The organism is Halomicronema sp. CCY15110, assembly GCF_016888165.1.
GTDB lineage: Bacteria > Cyanobacteriota > Cyanobacteriia > Phormidesmidales > Phormidesmidaceae > Halomicronema.
This window is the reverse complement of the sequence record NZ_JACSWC010000137.1, coordinates 1-16,004: the sequence shown is the minus strand read 5'-3', so window position 1 is coordinate 16,004 and position 16,004 is coordinate 1. Positions and strand designations below refer to the sequence as shown.

Annotated in this window: 14 protein-coding genes; 9 read left to right on the top strand and 5 right to left on the bottom strand. The window is 56.6% G+C overall.

Annotation, left to right across the window (positions count from 1 at the left end; translation table 11 throughout):
• Positions 1 to 362: 362 nt before the first annotated feature.
• The 3 genes from JUK32_RS02625 to JUK32_RS02615 all read right to left on the bottom strand — a co-directional run bounded on the left by JUK32_RS02625 (position 363) and on the right by JUK32_RS02615 (position 3,924).
• Positions 363 to 1,157 (bottom strand): YdcF family protein, encoded by a 795-nt coding sequence (locus JUK32_RS02625; protein WP_204137297.1) that lies wholly within the window; start codon positions 1,155 to 1,157, stop codon positions 363 to 365.
• A 63-nt stretch (positions 1,158 to 1,220) separates the two neighbouring features.
• The gene (locus JUK32_RS02620) at positions 1,221 to 2,612 is read right to left on the bottom strand and encodes an ATP-dependent RecD-like DNA helicase (RefSeq protein WP_239112258.1); all 1,392 of its coding nucleotides are present in this window, start codon (positions 2,610 to 2,612) and stop codon (positions 1,221 to 1,223) included.
• A gap of 187 nt (positions 2,613 to 2,799) precedes the next feature.
• Complete coding sequence (locus JUK32_RS02615) at positions 2,800 to 3,924, bottom strand: NAD(P)/FAD-dependent oxidoreductase (protein ID WP_204137296.1); 1,125 nt, start codon at positions 3,922 to 3,924, stop codon at positions 2,800 to 2,802.
• A gap of 231 nt (positions 3,925 to 4,155) precedes the next feature.
• Between JUK32_RS02615 and JUK32_RS02610 the strand changes: the two genes are divergently transcribed.
• The 4 genes from JUK32_RS02610 to JUK32_RS02595 are packed head-to-tail and all read left to right on the top strand — an operon-like array spanning position 4,156 to position 6,925.
• On the top strand, positions 4,156 to 5,007 hold the full coding sequence (locus JUK32_RS02610; protein ID WP_204137295.1) for a YaaW family protein: 852 nt from the start codon (positions 4,156 to 4,158) through the stop codon (positions 5,005 to 5,007).
• A gap of 4 nt (positions 5,008 to 5,011) precedes the next feature.
• Positions 5,012 to 5,596, top strand: a complete 585-nt coding sequence (locus JUK32_RS02605) for a J domain-containing protein (RefSeq protein WP_204137294.1) — start codon at positions 5,012 to 5,014, stop codon at positions 5,594 to 5,596.
• A 28-nt stretch (positions 5,597 to 5,624) separates the two neighbouring features.
• Positions 5,625 to 5,897, top strand: a complete 273-nt coding sequence (locus JUK32_RS02600; protein WP_204137293.1) for a DUF3143 domain-containing protein — start codon at positions 5,625 to 5,627, stop codon at positions 5,895 to 5,897.
• Between the two features lie 56 nt (positions 5,898 to 5,953).
• Complete coding sequence (locus tag JUK32_RS02595; RefSeq protein ID WP_204137292.1) at positions 5,954 to 6,925, top strand: aldo/keto reductase; 972 nt, start codon at positions 5,954 to 5,956, stop codon at positions 6,923 to 6,925.
• Positions 6,926 to 6,935: 10 nt separating this feature from the next.
• On the opposite strand, the gene JUK32_RS02590 is transcribed toward JUK32_RS02595, so the two are convergent.
• Positions 6,936 to 7,646 (bottom strand): response regulator transcription factor, encoded by a 711-nt coding sequence (locus JUK32_RS02590; RefSeq protein ID WP_204137291.1) that lies wholly within the window; start codon positions 7,644 to 7,646, stop codon positions 6,936 to 6,938.
• A gap of 422 nt (positions 7,647 to 8,068) precedes the next feature.
• Here JUK32_RS02590 and JUK32_RS02585 point away from each other — a divergent pair, with 422 nt between their 5' ends.
• Complete coding sequence (locus JUK32_RS02585; protein ID WP_204137290.1) at positions 8,069 to 8,689, top strand: CPP1-like family protein; 621 nt, start codon at positions 8,069 to 8,071, stop codon at positions 8,687 to 8,689.
• 420 nt (positions 8,690 to 9,109) lie between these two features.
• Positions 9,110 to 9,658 (top strand): Npun_F5560 family protein, encoded by a 549-nt coding sequence (locus tag JUK32_RS02580; RefSeq protein ID WP_204137289.1) that lies wholly within the window; start codon positions 9,110 to 9,112, stop codon positions 9,656 to 9,658.
• A gap of 225 nt (positions 9,659 to 9,883) precedes the next feature.
• Here the strand turns inward: JUK32_RS02580 and JUK32_RS02575 are convergent, their stop codons facing one another.
• On the bottom strand, positions 9,884 to 10,756 hold the full coding sequence (locus JUK32_RS02575; RefSeq protein WP_204137288.1) for an S-layer homology domain-containing protein: 873 nt from the start codon (positions 10,754 to 10,756) through the stop codon (positions 9,884 to 9,886).
• Between the two features lie 362 nt (positions 10,757 to 11,118).
• Here JUK32_RS02575 and JUK32_RS02570 point away from each other — a divergent pair, with 362 nt between their 5' ends.
• From JUK32_RS02570 to JUK32_RS02560, 3 genes are all read left to right on the top strand, one after another.
• Positions 11,119 to 11,841, top strand: coding sequence for a hypothetical protein (locus JUK32_RS02570; protein ID WP_204137287.1), 723 nt, complete (start codon positions 11,119 to 11,121; stop codon positions 11,839 to 11,841).
• Between the two features lie 37 nt (positions 11,842 to 11,878).
• The gene (locus tag JUK32_RS02565) at positions 11,879 to 13,954 is read left to right on the top strand and encodes a thioredoxin domain-containing protein (protein WP_204137286.1); all 2,076 of its coding nucleotides are present in this window, start codon (positions 11,879 to 11,881) and stop codon (positions 13,952 to 13,954) included.
• A 447-nt stretch (positions 13,955 to 14,401) separates the two neighbouring features.
• Complete coding sequence (locus tag JUK32_RS02560) at positions 14,402 to 15,760, top strand: DUF1593 domain-containing protein (protein ID WP_204137285.1); 1,359 nt, start codon at positions 14,402 to 14,404, stop codon at positions 15,758 to 15,760.
• Positions 15,761 to 16,004: the final 244 nt, after the last annotated feature.

Sequence of the window (16,004 nt, the reverse complement as noted above, 5' to 3'; positions counted from 1 at the left end):
AGTTTCGACTCCGCTCAACTCTCGATACTGGTAGGTTGAGCGAAGTCGAAACCGGATTGAACGGGTACTTTTTTTAGTTGCAGATCCCTAAGCGTTGCGACCTATCGGACGGTTAACTGGATAGGAGGTGGAACGCAAAGTCTGGTTGGCCTCAAGCTAAGTTGGGCCGACAGTCAGGGGACGGTGCCTGCGGACTCCGCCTCAGCATCTCGGTTGAGCCGACAGTCAGGGGACGGTTCCCTCGAACTCCGCCTCAGCATCTCGGTTAAGCCGACAGTCAGGGGACGGTTCCCTCGAACTCCGCCTCAGTATCTCGGTTGAGCCGACAGGGAACCGTCCCCTTGTAGATCCCTCTCATCTCTCTACAGCCAACCCCGCAGGCGATAAATCAACAAGCCCAGGTATTCCTTCATGGCGCGACTCACATCTTGCAAGTTGTCGGCATCGGGTAGCAGACTAAGCAAAACGGCTTGCCGAGTGCCGCTGACTTCGGCCACGCGCCGCTCTGATACCTGAAAGTCAGTCGGGGCGGCGATCGCGTCCATACCCTGCTTTTGAAAGATGGCGAGCGATCGCGGCATGTGAGTCGCTGAAGTCACCAGCAAAATCCGCTCGATGCCCTCCCGCTGCAAAATCGCCTTAACGTTCACCGCATTTTGATAGGTATTCAGCGAGGTCGGTTCCTGAATAATATCGGCTTCGGGCACCCCCATGGCGATCGCAATTTGGGCCATATCCTCGGCCTCCGGGGGGCCACCGCCCTTCCACTCAATGCGCCCACCACTGAAGATGAGTTTGGGGGCTTTCCCCGCTTTATACAGTTCAGCACCGTGCAGCACGCGATCGCCCGCTTCGGTCACGTCTACCCAGGGGCGCGGGGCATCGGCGGCGCGGGTGCAGCCCCCCAACACCACAATCGCGTCTGCTGTCGGCATCGGGTCAGGCGGCAAGTTTTGCCATTCCAAAGACTGCATCAGGCGGGTAGCGACCCAGGCATTGCTGCCCACCCAGAGAATCAGGAAAGCCGCGATCGTGGTTGCCAGCGCCAGTCGCTGACGTTTGCGCCAGATGGCCCATACCGTTACGACCATCAGCACACTGGCCAAACCAAGGGGATACACCAGCAACGGCAACAACTTCGACAAGAATAGAAACATTGGATTTCGCTGATTCCGCGATCGCTATTGTCGCAGGTTCCGCCGGCTGTCTGCCTGCGTGAATTATTGATAGACAAACAAGCGTTTGGCGGCGCGGGTGAGGGCGACGTAGCAGAGTTGGTTGCGTTCGATGACGTTGCGGTTGGCGAGCATTGAGGGCACATCGACAAACACATCTTGAAAGGTCGAACCCTGGCTTTTGTGGATGGTGAGGCTATAGGCGTAATCGACATCGTGAAAGTATTGTTTCAGATCCCAAAACGCCATCCAGTTTTTGTTGCGGGCCAGATCATCGAGTTTCAGCTTCAGCTCACTGGCCCCCGATTCGTGCAGCACCCGCAGTTTGCGAAACTGGCCCTCGTCCGTTTCCACCGACAGTAACCAGATGGGCCATTCGCCATCGCGGGTGCGGCGGGCTTCCATCACCTCGCACTCGGCGGAAGTCGGCAAAATGATCGATTCCTCGTCGATGCAGGGATTGCTGGCAATCAGGCGCTCTCCCGGCACAAACCGGAGGGCGGTGGAGCCATAAATGGCCTGGCGGATTTTGGTGTTCAGTTGAGCAACGCGGCGGTTGGTGTAGGCCAATGCCCGCACCTGATCCGGATTGAACCGATACGCATCACTGGTGAAGGCTTTGAGCATCAGCTGTTCCCAGACCGATCGCGGCAGCACAAAACACCCTTCGGTGCGATCGCGGTTCACATCGGTTTGAAAGCGGGGCCAGCAATCGCGTTCTAAATTGCGGCGAATGTCTTCCGCAATGACGCCGATCGCCCCCCCGTAACGGACCACCTCAGTTAACTCTGACTTGTTGAGAATTTCACGAAAACAGGCGGATTCCGGCTCATTCACCGGGGGCAGTTGGGCCGGGTCACCGACGAACAAAATCTGCGTGCTGCCGTAGAGATTGGAGACGGCATTCACCAGTAAGCGCCACAGTTCTTCATTCACCATCGAGCATTCATCCACGATGATCAGACGGTAGCGATCGACCTGGCTACCCTGCTTGCGATCGGGCTGAAATTCTTGATTTCCCGTGTCTTCATTAATGACCGGACGCAGGCCCAGTAGGGTGCAACAGGTCATGGCATCCACTTGCAGTTGCCAGTCGTCGGCCATGTTGGCGAGCACTTTGGTAGCTTTGTTGCTAAAGGCCGACAGCACGATTTTGCGATCGTCTCCTTGCTCGCGCAGACCCGCGATAAAAATTTGGAGCAGGGTCGTTTTGCCCGTGCCCGCATAGCCCGTTAGCAGATACAGCTTTTCGGTGCTCTGCACGAATTCCTGCAAGGCATCCAGCGCGTCCGCTTGTTCAGCCGTGAGGGCGATCGCGCTATCGTCCGCATCGTTGGGGCTAGTTTGTAGTCGCACCATGCAGATCCAAACCGTCGGGGGAATGCTAGCGATCGCTGACGGCAACTTTAGGCAGACAGCATCGAGCAGTGCTTTCATTTAAGCTCAAGCGTCGCGCATCCTTCCAGTCCGATGACCCAATCGCCATTGTGATACAAGCCTCACGCCTGCCCAGAGATTGAGAGAATCACTGCGCTGAGTACCAGGATGTCCGCCCGCAGGCTAGACGCCCACTCTCAACCTCTCAATGCCTTGCCGCATCTTGGGCGGTGCTCAGAATGTCGTTTCAATGACTGGCGGCATCCAGATCCAGCAGTCCGGCAGGAAAAGACGGCAGGGCCTTGCCCCCCAGCGCAGTGTGAATCGCGGCGGCGGCGGCCCAGCCAGACTCCAGAGCGGTATCTAAATTGGCAGACCCACACCAATCACCACAGGCGGCCAGAGGCAGCGGTTGCGAGGTTGTGAGTAAAGCTTCCAGACAGGACGTTTCGACTAAGCCATAGCGCCAGCGATGCACCTGCCAAGCTTGTGGTTCGCGGAGCCAGGCCGCAATGCATGTGCTGGCTTGTCCCAGTAACGCGCGGCCAGTGGACGGCAAATCGGGCAGGTCGAACCAATCGCGCGCAAACGCCGCGCTGCTGTGCATCACGACCTTGAGATCAGACTGCTCAGTAGGAGGGCGCTTACTGCTATCTAGCCCTGCCCAAAACAGCGAGGTATCGGGATGCCCCTCGACCATCCACGGGTCGGGCGGGGCACACGGCAGGGGATCGCTAGCTTGCGACCTGGGGTGAGCATATTGCGCCATGACGGTGATCACGGGCGCATAGGTGACGGTGGCTAAGGCTTGTCGTAGGGGTTGGATGGCCGCGATCGCTTCGAGGGGGGCCAAAATCGGCAGGATTTGGGGAGCGGGCAGCGCCAACACCACCGCTCGGGCTTGATGCTCTACCAATGATTGATCAGTCGCGAGTTCGGCAGTGAGTTGCCAGGTTTTCTGCGCTGTCAGGGTCAGGCTAATTAATCGCTGCTGGCGATGAATGGTTAACCCCTGGGCCAAATGTTTGCCAATCGTATTCATGCCTGCGGGAGCCACCCAGTAGGGCTGGGGAGTCGCCTGGGCTTGTAAACTGCCATCCGCTTGCAGCTCAAAAGTCTGAGGCTGCCAAGGAGCCAGAATCCCCTGACGCCCCCAGTGGTCAATGAGCTGTTGCAGGCGATCGCCGTGATTGGCCAGATAGCGCGCGCCATGATCTAGGGGCACCCCATCGATGCGGCGCGTCGCCAACCGCCCGCCCAACCCCCGCGATTTTTCTAGCAGGCACACTTGGTGGCCCGCTTGTTGCAAGCGCTGGGCGCAGACTAAGCCCGCTAAGCCCGCCCCGACTACGATTACATCCTGGATCGTCATGTTGCTTCGCCCAATTCTGCCTGTCGCCCCGAACCCCCACCGCATCCATCATCCAGACCCTAGTCTCGACTGCTGCCCTGTGGCTTATGTCATCGGCAATCCACTGGCCCCCAACGCGCCCCCGGCCAATTAGGTCAACACCGCCGCCCAGCTTTACCAATCCCTTTTGCGCGGCTTTCTTTCAGATGCTTAAAATAGGATAAATGATTGGCCTAGATTGAGTATCTTGCCGTGGATGAACTGCGTACGGCCCTAGAGTTAGCGACCGAAGACGAGCTACAAGCGCTGACGGAACTGCTGTTTCGTCCCAAATTGAACCCCTTAGATTATCTGTGCAATCCGGATCCGCTTGATTTGCAGCGGGGCAGTCGCCGCCAATGGCTCGATCAGTTGGAGGCGCGGTTTCGCTATTTGGCCGCCGATGGCGTCACGGTGATGCGGGGGGGCAGTTGTCGCGTTTCTTATCGCCAAGCGCTGATCCAGGTTTGCCAACATTTACGCCTGCCCTATGCCGACACGCTGCCCACCACCGATTTAGAAGCGGAAGTGTTTTTGCATGTGATGGAAAAAGCTTGGCAGCGGTTACCGCAGCGCGATCGCCGCCTGTTGCAACGGCAAGTTCAGGCGGCAGTGGTGGATCATGAAAATTTCCGTCAGTTGCCGATTGCCCTACAGCGCAATCCCCTGGGGCTGGTGATGAAAGGGGGAAGCGCGATCGCAGTCAGTGCGGTCATTCGGCCCTGGCTCCTACAGCAAATTGCCCGGCAGTTTGCCATGCAAGTGGCGCGTCAGCAGCTCGCTCAGCAAACGCTAGCCCGAGGCGGATTAACGATAGCGGGCCAGTTACAGGGCCGTGTGGCCGTAGTCATGGCCTCTCGCGGCATGGCGGTGAATGCGGCTCGCTACACGGCGACCCGGAGCGTTTTTGCGGTGCTGGGGCCAGCCATGTGGGCTTGGTTCTTTGCCGATTTAGGATGGCGGGCGATCGCCACCAACCACAGCCGCATCATTCCCGCCGTGTTTACGCTGGCGCAAATTCGCCTCACCCGAGACGAGCCGTCGTACGAATTGGCGGAGTGCTGAAAGGATGACCGCCCCCAACCATTACACCCTGCTGAACGTGAAGCCCACGGCCTCACCCCAAGAAATTCGTCGCGCCTACCGGGATCTGAGCAAGCTGTATCACCCCGATACCACCACCTTGCCCCCCGCGATCGCGACGGAAAAGTTCAAATATCTCAACAACGCCTACGCCACTCTGAGTAATCCAGAAAAACGCACCGCTTACGACTACAGCATTGGCATTTCCCGCGTGGCGGTCGTGCAAGTGCCCACCTATCTCAATCGTCCCGCCTCAGAGCGCGGCAAATATCCCAAAGACAACGCTTATTTAGACCCCAACGATCGCCCGCTCTCTCCGGGCGAAATGTTTGCCCTATTTATTTTGGGGCTCACCTTTGTCGGCTGCTTGCTACTAGTCGTCACGGTGGGCTGGAGCAAAGGTGAGCTGGTATTGTATACCCCCGAAGATGCAGCCGCCGAATCCGTTATCCGGTCAGCCCCTGAAGCGATGCCATCGTCAACTTCCGGCGACCAGTCCCCTGCTGCCGCTCCCTCCGCAGCAACTCCAAGCCCCTTGCCCCCAATGGAATTATCCCCGAAGATAATCTAAATATTTCTTTACAGGTTTTGTGTGTTTTATGGTGATGCCCAGCGCTGATACGCCTCTCTACAACCATCCTTTGCCCGACATCGAACAGTGGCTGCGAGAGCAAGGATGCCATCAAGACGCTGAAGCCCTGCATGAGTGGCACGTCGAGAAAACCGATTGGCAAGCGAATATTGCCTTGGACGTGGACTCGATTATGGTGCGATACCTCAATACCCCATTGGCGGGCGAAGACGTGCAACGCATCTTTAAATATTCCCTCAGCCGTCAAGACCTCGAATCAGCCATTTTTTCTGGTCCCTGACGCCCCTGACACCCCTGGCTCGGCTAATCCTGATCGTTGCTCTACCACCTGCCGCCATGACTTTACCCTTTCAAACTGACACGCAAGCGATCTCGCTCACCCCTGACGGCCCCACCATTCCAGCGCTTGGTGTCGGCACCTGGGCCTGGGGCGACGCCTTCTTTTGGAGCTATGGCAAAGACTACACCGAAGCCGATTTACTCGCGGCGTTCCAGGCTTCAGTCGCCGCTGGAGTTAACTTTTTTGATACTGCCGAAGTCTATGGTCTAGGGGAATCTGAGCGATTGATTGGCCGCTTTCTGCAACAAGTGGATCAACCGGTGACCATCGCCACCAAATATTTTCCTCTGCCCTGGCGGTGGTCACCCCAAGCCGTCGCTGATACCCTGACGGCCAGCCTTGATCGCCTGCAGCTCGACGGCGTTGAGCTGTATCAGGTGCACTGGCCCCTCGACTTTTTTCTGGGGCAAAAAGATCTAATGAATGCGTTAGCCAACGAAGTCAAACAGGGGCGGGTCAAAGCCGTGGGCGTCAGCAACTACTCGGCCAAGCAAATGCACGAGGCCCACGGCTACCTAGCTGATCGCGGCATCCCCCTCGCCGTGAATCAGGTGCAATATTCCCTGCTGCACCGCAAGCTCGAAACCAATGGGGTGCTGGATATGGCCCGTCAACTCGATGTCAAAATTCTGGCCTACAGTCCGCTGGCGCAGGGCTTGCTAACGGGCAAATACGCCGCCAGTGAATCGTCGAAACCGGAAGGGGCAAGGCAATTGAACCCCCGCTTTAGCCAGGCCGGATTGACCAAGATCGAGTTGGTGCTGCAAACGCTGCGAGCGATCGCCACCGCCCACGACAAAACTCCTGCCCAAGTCGCCTTGAACTGGCTTATCTGTATCGGCAATGTCATCCCCATTCCCGGTGCTAAGAACGCCAGCCAAGCGACCCAAAATGCCGGAGCGCTCGGCTGGTCAATGTCCGCTGACGAGCACGAACAGCTCGCCCGAGTGACTCAAGCCTGGTGCTGAGCCCGCCCGATCAAGAGGGGACGACGGCGTTGGCCGGTGGCTCAAACTTATAGCCGACGCCCCGCACCGTCTGAATCATGGCGGGCTGAGTGGTGTCGAGTTCAATTTTTTTGCGAATTTGACCAATATGAACATCGACCACCCGTTGGTCGCCCACATACTCGTAATCCCAGACTTTTTGAATCAGTTCAGCGCGTCGCCAAACCCGCCCCGGATGGCTCGCCAGAAAATGTAGCAGGTCAAATTCCAATGCCGTGAGCGGGACGATTTCCTGCGACAGAGTCACCTCCCGTCGCACGGGATCAATTTCCAAACTGCTGAAACTGAGGCACTGCTGTTCAGCGGTCGTGACGGGTCGCTGTCGCTTGAGAATGGCCCCCACGCGCACCTCCAACTCGCCCAGACTAAACGGTTTAGTGAGGTAATCATCGGCCCCCTCCGTAAAGCCCCGGATTTTATCTGCCTCATCACTGCGACTGGTCAACATCAGTACGAATACCCCAGTGCGGGCCTGCATTTCTTTGCAGAGGTCGTAGCCATTGGCGTCAGGCAGATTGACATCTAGGACGACTAAGTCCGGATTGAGTTGTTCAAAATTGGCCAAGGCACTTTTGCCGTCTTCGGCAGATTCAACTTCATAGTCCTGCTTTGACAGAAAGCGATAGACCAGATTACGAACAGCGGGGTCATCATCAACAACAAGAATCTTGGCAGTGGCCATGGTGCAAATGTCTTACCAAAACAACACAAGGGGAGAATTGCCTAACCTTAGATCGAGCTGACTCATAATTTGGTGATCAAGAGCCGGCGGTAACGTTTCTTCAGAAACACTTTTGTCAGGGAACACCAGCAAGTCAAGCCGTTAATATGCCATCTTGCTCCAGCGTCTCAGTACCTCTTGTAAAGTATTGATAAAGCTGAGTCAGATTGGATGCTAACTCGGTTGACTCCTTATGAAGAGTACCCAACTCCCTCTAAACTTCTTCATCCTGTCTCACAAGATTCCGTAGAGTGGGCTTAGTATATATAGAAAGCTGACAACATTGATGGTGATAGAGTTTATCTACTTCAGCTTTGCTGAGGGGCGGCAATGTCGCGCTGTTGAGTGATATAGATGCACTGGGCTACCCAATAGAGATGTCGATGAGTGACCAAAACTACTACGATACGCTCGGGCTGGATGAAAATTCTTCCTTTGAGGAAATTCAAGAGGCTAAGGAGCGCCTGATTGCCGACTGTGAGGACGATCGCAAGCAGAAGGAAGCCATTGAAGCGGCCTATGATGCCATTTTGATGGAACGGCTGCGACTCCGTCAGGAGGGCAAAATCAAAGTTCCAGATCGGATTCGATTTGCGGAAGCCTCGCCTGAGAAGCCGGCAACGCAGTCTGCTACGCCCAGTGTTGAGCGGCCTGCTTGGCTAGAAAATTTCTTGGACACGCCCGATCGCAATGACGTTCTGGTGCCAGCAGGAATTTTCGGTATTTTAGCCGTGGTGAGTTTGGCTGGCCCTTCGCTCGCATTAGCACTTGGCGTGGGTGTTTCCATTTATTTCATCAACCGCAAGGAATACCGCTTTTGGCGATCGCTGCTCTTGACCGTTGTGGGTCTAGTTGTGGGCTTGACGCTCGGTATTTTGATTGGTCAAGCGTTGGGGCCGCAGGCGGCGGCGATGTCCGGCGCTAGCCCTGACCTCGTTACCCAGCGAGTCGCCGCCATTATCAGCATGATCGTCCTGTGGATGGTAACCAGCTTTCTGCGATAACTGGAACCCCCTCAGCGGTAGTCTGCTAACACTCCATAGTAATGCCGCTTAGCCGTCGCTAAGCGGCATTGTGCTGTATGGGAGGATTTTTAGCCTTAATGGCAATGACGACTCAATCAAGTCCCAAAACACGCCACATCCGAACGTCGCCCTGGCACTCACATCCCGCCGTGGCTAGCCCTGGCTATACCCGATTTTTCCGCAATGATTTGTATAAAGTGGTTGCATTTCTAGAATGGGGTGTTAAAGTATCGGCAAATTGGTCTGTTATGGGCTGGTTCTGTGGGTGTTCGGCAACTGTAGCGTTGTGGCAACCGCCACGTGAATGCAGACCTAGTCAGATTCATGCGTAAAAGATCATCAGGTGCGCAGCTCGCGAGTACAGTCTTCTAAACGTTGTTGGGAATAAGGGTTAGTGGTGTGACGCAAGTTCAAAACTCCAATTCGGCATATGCCGCACAGCAAGCGGAGGTGACGCGCCTGCGCGAAGAATTGCAAATGCGTGATGAGCTGGTGCAGCAACTATCGCGCGAGCTGTTTCGCCTGGTGAAGGGCAATGCGGGGGTGGTGCCTGCCACGACCGAGGCTTCGGAGCAGCAGCAAGCCGAGGTCAAGGCACTGCGAGAGCAGTTGCAAAGTGTTGAAAAGCAAGTCACCTATTACCAAGGTCAGCTTGAAGAACGCAGCACTGAGACCGTGCAGCTGCGCCAAACCGTGCAAGAACTCACCGATCGCACCCGCATGCTAGAGCAAGTCGTGCAAGAGCTGCCCAAGGTGTATCGCCAGAAATTTGACGAGCGCATGGTGACGGTGCGCGACAAAATTAAGCAGCTGCAGGGCGAAAATCGCCGCTTGCAGGCCGAATTGCAGAGTGTGAGCTATCGCTTGGCGGTGCGTACTCGGCGATCGCAGCAGCTCGATTTGCCCAGCTTTACCGAAGGTGTGAGCCTTCCCGGTTTCACTAGCTAGCCCACGCCGGCCAAACTTAGCCCTTATACGACACCCACCAGTTCCTCAAAGAGTGGACTGGTGGGTGTTTTTGATCAAAACCGACCTTGACGAGGCAGCTGAACTGCGGCTGACTGGCAATTGTGGCCTCGGTTTGCGGGCTGCTCACTGGCGTTATTGTTGCTTGCAGCAGACATCATGGAGCCGCAATTAATGGCTGCAGCATTGAATTGCAGCAGTTTAGGGTCACTCAGGCGTGGCGGTCACATCGCCCATGTAAGCTAGCGCGGCGTAAACCAGCGTGGCGACTTCGGCCCGCGTGGCAATGTCTTGGGGGCGCAACCGATTTTCCGCGCCTGGTTGCGGACGGATGATGCCAGCCTGGATCGCGGCTCCGACCTGCGATCGCGCCCAATCCGGCACCGTTTCCCAATCTTGATATTGCTGCAATTGCGGCTGCGACTCCGCCGGGGCGGGCAGCGACAGCCCAGTAGCGAGGGTCACCAATACCTGGAGGCGCGATACCAACTCATCGGGGCGAAACTCGTCGCCGGGGTAGCCCTTCATGAATCCCATTTGGACGGCTTGGGCGATCGGTTCAGCGGCCCAGTAATCGGGGGAGAGATCCCCAAACGCTTGATCGATGTCGGTAGTCGGCACATCGAAGGCATTCGCGACTTGCGTGGCTAGCTCCGCCCGACTCAGCTGCCGATTTGGGGCAAAGGTGCCGTCAGGGAGACCATTGAGCACCCCGCGAGCGGTCAGGGCGTCGATATAGGGCTTGGCCCAGTAGTCCTCAGGCACATCGGCAAACATGAGGGGAGATCGCTCTGGTGCTAGCCGTCCCTCATGGCTGTTATCAGGAACTGCAGGCTCGGGAACGACCAAGGGCTCCGGGGATGTCTCCCCTAGAGGCTCCTGCTGATCAGCCGCGAGAGGCGGCAGTTCGGCCTCACTGATCAAACCCAAGTTGCTGCTGACAGGCCACCCCGTGGTGACCAACCATCCCGCCGCCCCCACAAAAGGACCTAAGACGACTAAAAAGGGCAGCCAACCAGGGCGGCGCTGACGGCGGCGGCGAGCCATGAGGGGGGAAGGTAATATAGGAAAAGGACGCACGTCTAAATCCTGAAATTGAAAGGGACAGAAAGGGACAGCTCAATATTTTTGGCCATCAATTTGAGAACCGCAACACTGACATTGCAACGACTTTGACCGCTGTGCAGATTTGACTACTCGGCAAACTTTGCCTAGCCGCTTGACTCTAGGGACAGCGCCAGTGAGAGATGAGGATGGCCCTCGGATTGAGTCAATTGAGTTACCAGCTTGGCAGACTGAGCTCGAATCACCATCGGTTTGGATTCCTCGGTATTGGTACGGAAAAATGTTGGTATCTGACTGACAAAAGTGGGGTTGATCGGTTAAAAGGATCTAATGTTCCCTGTTTCTAGATGTAAATTGCGAGTTGTGTCGAAAGCCCTATGAGCAAAGTTTCTTTAGTTGGTGCGGCGGCACTCTTAAGTTTGGTCGGCATTGGTGCCATCATGACTCACCATTCCAGTGCCACTGCGCCCGCAATTCCCACTTCAACCAAGTCCGCCCTCGCCCCCAACCAGGCTAATCAATCGACGCTGGCCAACGCTTTACAGCCGCTTAGATCGGTTGCTAAGTCATTACTGTACCTGCCTCTGATGGAGCGAGCGATCGCCGCCAGCAACCCTGAAATTTTAGTCGAAGAATCAGTTTTTGCCGATGCCGAGGTCCGCTTGACGGGCATTGGCCCCATTCAAATTGGCATGACCCTCGAAGAAGCCACCGATGCCCTGGGGCTGCCTCTGGTTCCAATCGGCAGTAACCTTGGCGGCGATTGTGCTTACTACCAGCCCGATGCGGTGTCCCAAGCCCTGGGATTTATGGTGGTGGATAATCGCGTGATTCGGGTCGATGTCTGGCCGGGCAGCTCGCTGGCCACCGTGAGCGGTGCCAAAATCGGCTCAACCACGGAAGAGATTGCCACGTTCTATCCAGGCCAGATCGAGGCCATCCCAAACCCTTACACCAAGGGCGAATTTCTGACCTTGACGCCCCAGGATCCAGAATTGTCGCTCTTCCGGCTGGTGTTTGAAACCGACGCCGAGGGCAAGGTGGTGCAATATCGCGCTGGCCAATTTCCTGCTGTGACCTGGCCCGACGGCTGTGTTTAGACGCTAGATTGTGAGGGATGCGTCCCGACTCCTTGCCATGTCTAACCGTTTAGCCAATGCTCAGAGCCTCTATCTGCGCAAACATGCCGACAATCCGGTGGATTGGTGGCCCTGGTGCGAGGAAGCGTTAGCCACCGCTCGCCGCGAAGGCAAGCCGATTTTTCTGTCGATTGGGTACTCCAGTTGTCACTGGTGCACGGTGATGGAGGGAGAGGCGTTTTCGAATGCCACGATCGCGGCTTATCTGAACGAGAATTTTTTGCCCATTAAAGTCGATCGTGAAGAACGGCCCGACATTGACAGCATCTACATGCAGGCACTGCAAATGATGGTGGGGCAGGGGGGCTGGCCGCTCAACATTTTTCTGTCGCCGGATGATCTGGTGCCATTTTACGGAGGCACCTATTTTCCCCCAGAGTCGAAATATGGCCGCCCCGGATTTTTGCAAGTGCTGCACGCGCTCCGGCAGTATTTCGATACCGATCAAGAAAAGCTAGCGGCGGTGAAAGCGGAAATCCTCAAAAATCTACAGCAGTCCGCGGCCCTCCCTGCTGGTGATGATTTAAGTCAGGAGATGTTTGAACGGGGAGTGGGGCTGTGTGCCCAGGTCCTCATACCCACAGATAACGGCACGCGCTTTCCGATGATGCCCTATGCCCTGGCGGCCCTGCGGGGGGGACGATTCAACATGGTGGGCGAAACCCAGCCCGACACCTTAGAGGTGTGTCAACAGCGGGGACTGGATTTGGCCTTGGGCGGTATCTTTGACCATGTGGGCGGGGGCTTTCATCGCTACACCGTGGATCCAACATGGACGGTGCCCCACTTTGAAAAAATGCTGTACGACAACGGGCAGATTGTGGAATATCTGGCGGAGTTGTGGAGTTTGGGCCTGCACGAACCGGCGTTTGAGCGGGCGATCGCTCTGACCAAAACCTGGCTTCAGCGAGAAATGACCAGTCCGGCAGGGTACTTTTACGCCGCCCAAGATGCCGACAGCTTTGTCACTCCCGAGGATGCCGAACCGGAAGAAGGCGCATTCTACGTCTGGTCTTACGCGGCACTGCGGCAGACCCTGCCGGCAGACGAACTCAATGCCCTGGGCGAAGACTTTACGATGAGCTTGGCCGGCAACTGTGAAGGCAACAATGTGCTGCAACGGCGGCAACCAGGGCCTCTCTTAAAGCCGACTGAGGCGGCGTTGGCAACTCTGTTCCAGAGCCGCTATGGCAAATCGAGCGCCACGCTGACCACTTTTCCCCCAGCGCGCGACAATCAGGCTGCCAAAACCCAGCCTTGGGCCGGGCGTATTCCCGCCGTCACCGATACCAAAATGATTGTCGCCTGGAACAGTCTGATGATTTCGGGGTTGGCGCGGGTGGCTGCCGTGTGGGGAGATCGCATCGCCTACGATATGGCCACTCAGGCCGCCAACTTCATCCTGCAAAATCAGTGGGTCGCCGGTCGCCTACACCGCCTCAACTATGAGGGAGAACCCTCCGTACTGGCCCAGTCCGAAGATTATGCCCTATTCATCAAAGCGCTGCTGGATCTGCATCAAGCCGCCTGGCAGTGGCCCGATGCGGCCCCACCGGTGGACTGGTCACAAAAAGCGATCGCCGTCCAAACTGAATTCGATAATTGGCTGTGGAGTGATGACTTGGCGGGCTATTACAACACCGCGACCGATGCTAGCGACTCGCTGCTGGTGCGCGAACGGACTTACCAAGACAGTGCAGTGCCCGCTGCTAATGGCATCGCGATCGCCAATTTGGTGCAGCTGTCCCTGTTGACGGGCAATCTCACCTATCTGGATCGCGCTGAAAAAAGCCTGCATGCCTTTGGCGCAGTGATGGCTCAGATTCCCCGCGCTTGCCCCTCCCTATTCACCGCCCTGGACTGGTTCCGGCACGCCACATTAGTCAGAACGTCGGCGGCTAAAATTGCCGCTCTCGTTGCCCAATACACCCCAACTGCAGTTTTTCTGGCGGATGCTGACTTGCCCGCTAATGCGGTCGGCATGGTATGCGAGGGACTCTACTGCAAAGCGCCTGCCACCGATTGGGAAATGTTGCGATCGCAACTCGAGACCAGCCAACAGCGCCCCAGCTAAAGGCTCGGTGAACCAATAACCGCCCGGTTAAGGTCAGTGGATAGGTAGCTGAGTAGCTGAATGGCTGCCTGGATGAGTATTGGGACGGTCTCTGGGTCAGCGTTAGTGTTTTTAGGGATGCGCGGGCAATTAAAGTACCGACTCCAGACCCGCAACTGACCCAGCCAGCCAGCCACCCAAGTACTGCCGTTACCGGGATGTTATTTTCCCGCCGATCCCTTAATGCTGAACGGCTACCCAAACCCCACTCACAGTTGAGAGGTGGCCCTCAGCCATTGGCTGCAACTCGTCAGAGCCAGCCAAGCAACCGGGGCGGCAGAGGCCGATACCGTCGGGTTAGCATTGGGGTCTGTAGTGAGCTAGTCGCCCTGCGATGGAAGTACTGTCATGTTAAGTCGCTCAAGCCATCGGGACCGTTTATCGTTTGGCCTGATTGCTCACCGCAGAGTGGGCACGCACCGTCGGCGTTGGTTAAACTCGCTGGTGGTGATTCCCGTGTTCTGCTTGGGCGTCATGGGTACAAGCTGTAGTGCGATTGCTCAGCATGACTCCCCCCCGCGATCGCCAGCACCTGATATGAAACCTAGAACGATTGTCACCACAGACGGCGAAGTCGATGACCGCAGTTCGTTTGTGCGTTTTCTGCTCTACACGACGGACTTCGACGTGGAGGGCATCATTGCCACCAACTCAGTGTGGCAGCAAGATGGCCACGGCACGGGCTGGATCACAGACTTAATTAACCGATATGCTCAAGTCCGCCCCAACTTGTTGCAGCACGATCCACGGTACCCAGAAGCAGCCGACCTCCAAGCGATCGTTATGCTGGGTAACGAGGATCGGCAGAAACTGCACGAGGTCGGCCCAGAGAATGACACGCCGGGCTCGCAGCACATCATCGACGTCCTTTTAGATGACGACCCCCGCCCCGTATGGCTCCAAGCCTGGGGCGGCACCAATACGATCGCGCAGGCGTTCTGGCGACTGCGGGAATCTTACAGTGCCACCGAGTTGGAGCAAGCGATCGCGAAAGCTCGCATCTACGCCATTTCCGATCAGGACGAAACAATCTGGTGGATCCGGGACGAATTTCCTGACGTACCGCTAGTCCTGAACTATCAGTTCACAGCTATCAACTACAGCCATCAGGGACATCCGTACTCTGACGACCCGATGTTTAGCCCCGAGTGGATGCGCAAAAACGTCAAAACAGGACACGGCCCCCTAGGGGCGGCGTATCCTCAGGACTACTTTAGTGAGGGCGATTCTCCGGCCTTTTTTCATCTCATTGATACGGGGTTACGTAGCACTGAAAATCTCGCCTATGGGGGCTGGGGTGGTCGATTCATACCCTCAGCGCCAGAGCAGCCTCACTTTTGGCGCGACGCCCAGGATGACGGCGATTCGTTGAAGCCGCTCTGGCGCTGGCTGCCGGCCATCCAAAACGACTTTGCCGCCCGGATGGACTGGTCAGTGGGTGACTATTCAGAGGTGAACCATCCTCCAGCACCGGTCATTGCCGGAGCGACCGATCGCACGGTACGCAGCGGTGAGGTGGTGCAGTTGGATGCCACCGCGACCAGCGACCCAGATGGAGACAATTTGACCTATCGTTGGTGGCTTTATTCAGAAGTTGGTAGTTACGCCGACTCCGTTGCCCTACAAAATGCTAACCGCCCACAAGCGAGCTTGACTGCCCCTGCGGTAGAGGAGCCCAAAACCTTGCATGTAGTGCTTGAGGTCAAGGATCAGGGGGAGCCCGCATTGACCCGGTACAGCCGAGTAATCGTGACGGTTCTGCCCTAATGACCAGCCTTCATCCACCCATGCCCATCGGCTACACAGCCCCCATAAACCCACGGCTCATACAAATCATTTTGATGTCCGGCTCCGTCCACATTTGCCGAGTCAGCCTTCTCACCCCCGCGCACCCACAACCAGCCCACAGCGCCCCAGCTGAGTCTAAGTAGGTGGACACAATTATTTCGCAGACGGGTTTCGACTCCGCTCAACCCTCAACCTCTGACCTGGACAGCAATATCGCTGATTG

Excerpts from the sequence above, each read along its gene's own strand:
- JUK32_RS02570 (WP_204137287.1), top strand. The coding sequence starts at position 11,119 with ATGAGCAAAGTTTCTTTAGTTGGTGCGGCGGCACTCTTAAGTTTGGTC.
- JUK32_RS02590 (WP_204137291.1), bottom strand. The coding sequence starts at position 7,646 with ATGGCCACTGCCAAGATTCTTGTTGTTGATGATGACCCCGCTGTTCGT.
- JUK32_RS02620 (WP_239112258.1), bottom strand. The coding sequence starts at position 2,612 with ATGAAAGCACTGCTCGATGCTGTCTGCCTAAAGTTGCCGTCAGCGATC.
- JUK32_RS02600 (WP_204137293.1), top strand. The coding sequence starts at position 5,625 with ATGGTGATGCCCAGCGCTGATACGCCTCTCTACAACCATCCTTTGCCC.
- JUK32_RS02565 (WP_204137286.1), top strand. The coding sequence starts at position 11,879 with ATGTCTAACCGTTTAGCCAATGCTCAGAGCCTCTATCTGCGCAAACAT.
- JUK32_RS02615 (WP_204137296.1), bottom strand. The coding sequence starts at position 3,924 with ATGACGATCCAGGATGTAATCGTAGTCGGGGCGGGCTTAGCGGGCTTA.
- JUK32_RS02605 (WP_204137294.1), top strand. The coding sequence starts at position 5,012 with ATGACCGCCCCCAACCATTACACCCTGCTGAACGTGAAGCCCACGGCC.
- JUK32_RS02595 (WP_204137292.1), top strand. The coding sequence starts at position 5,954 with ATGACTTTACCCTTTCAAACTGACACGCAAGCGATCTCGCTCACCCCT.
- JUK32_RS02625 (WP_204137297.1), bottom strand. The coding sequence starts at position 1,157 with ATGTTTCTATTCTTGTCGAAGTTGTTGCCGTTGCTGGTGTATCCCCTT.
- JUK32_RS02585 (WP_204137290.1), top strand. The coding sequence starts at position 8,069 with ATGAGTGACCAAAACTACTACGATACGCTCGGGCTGGATGAAAATTCT.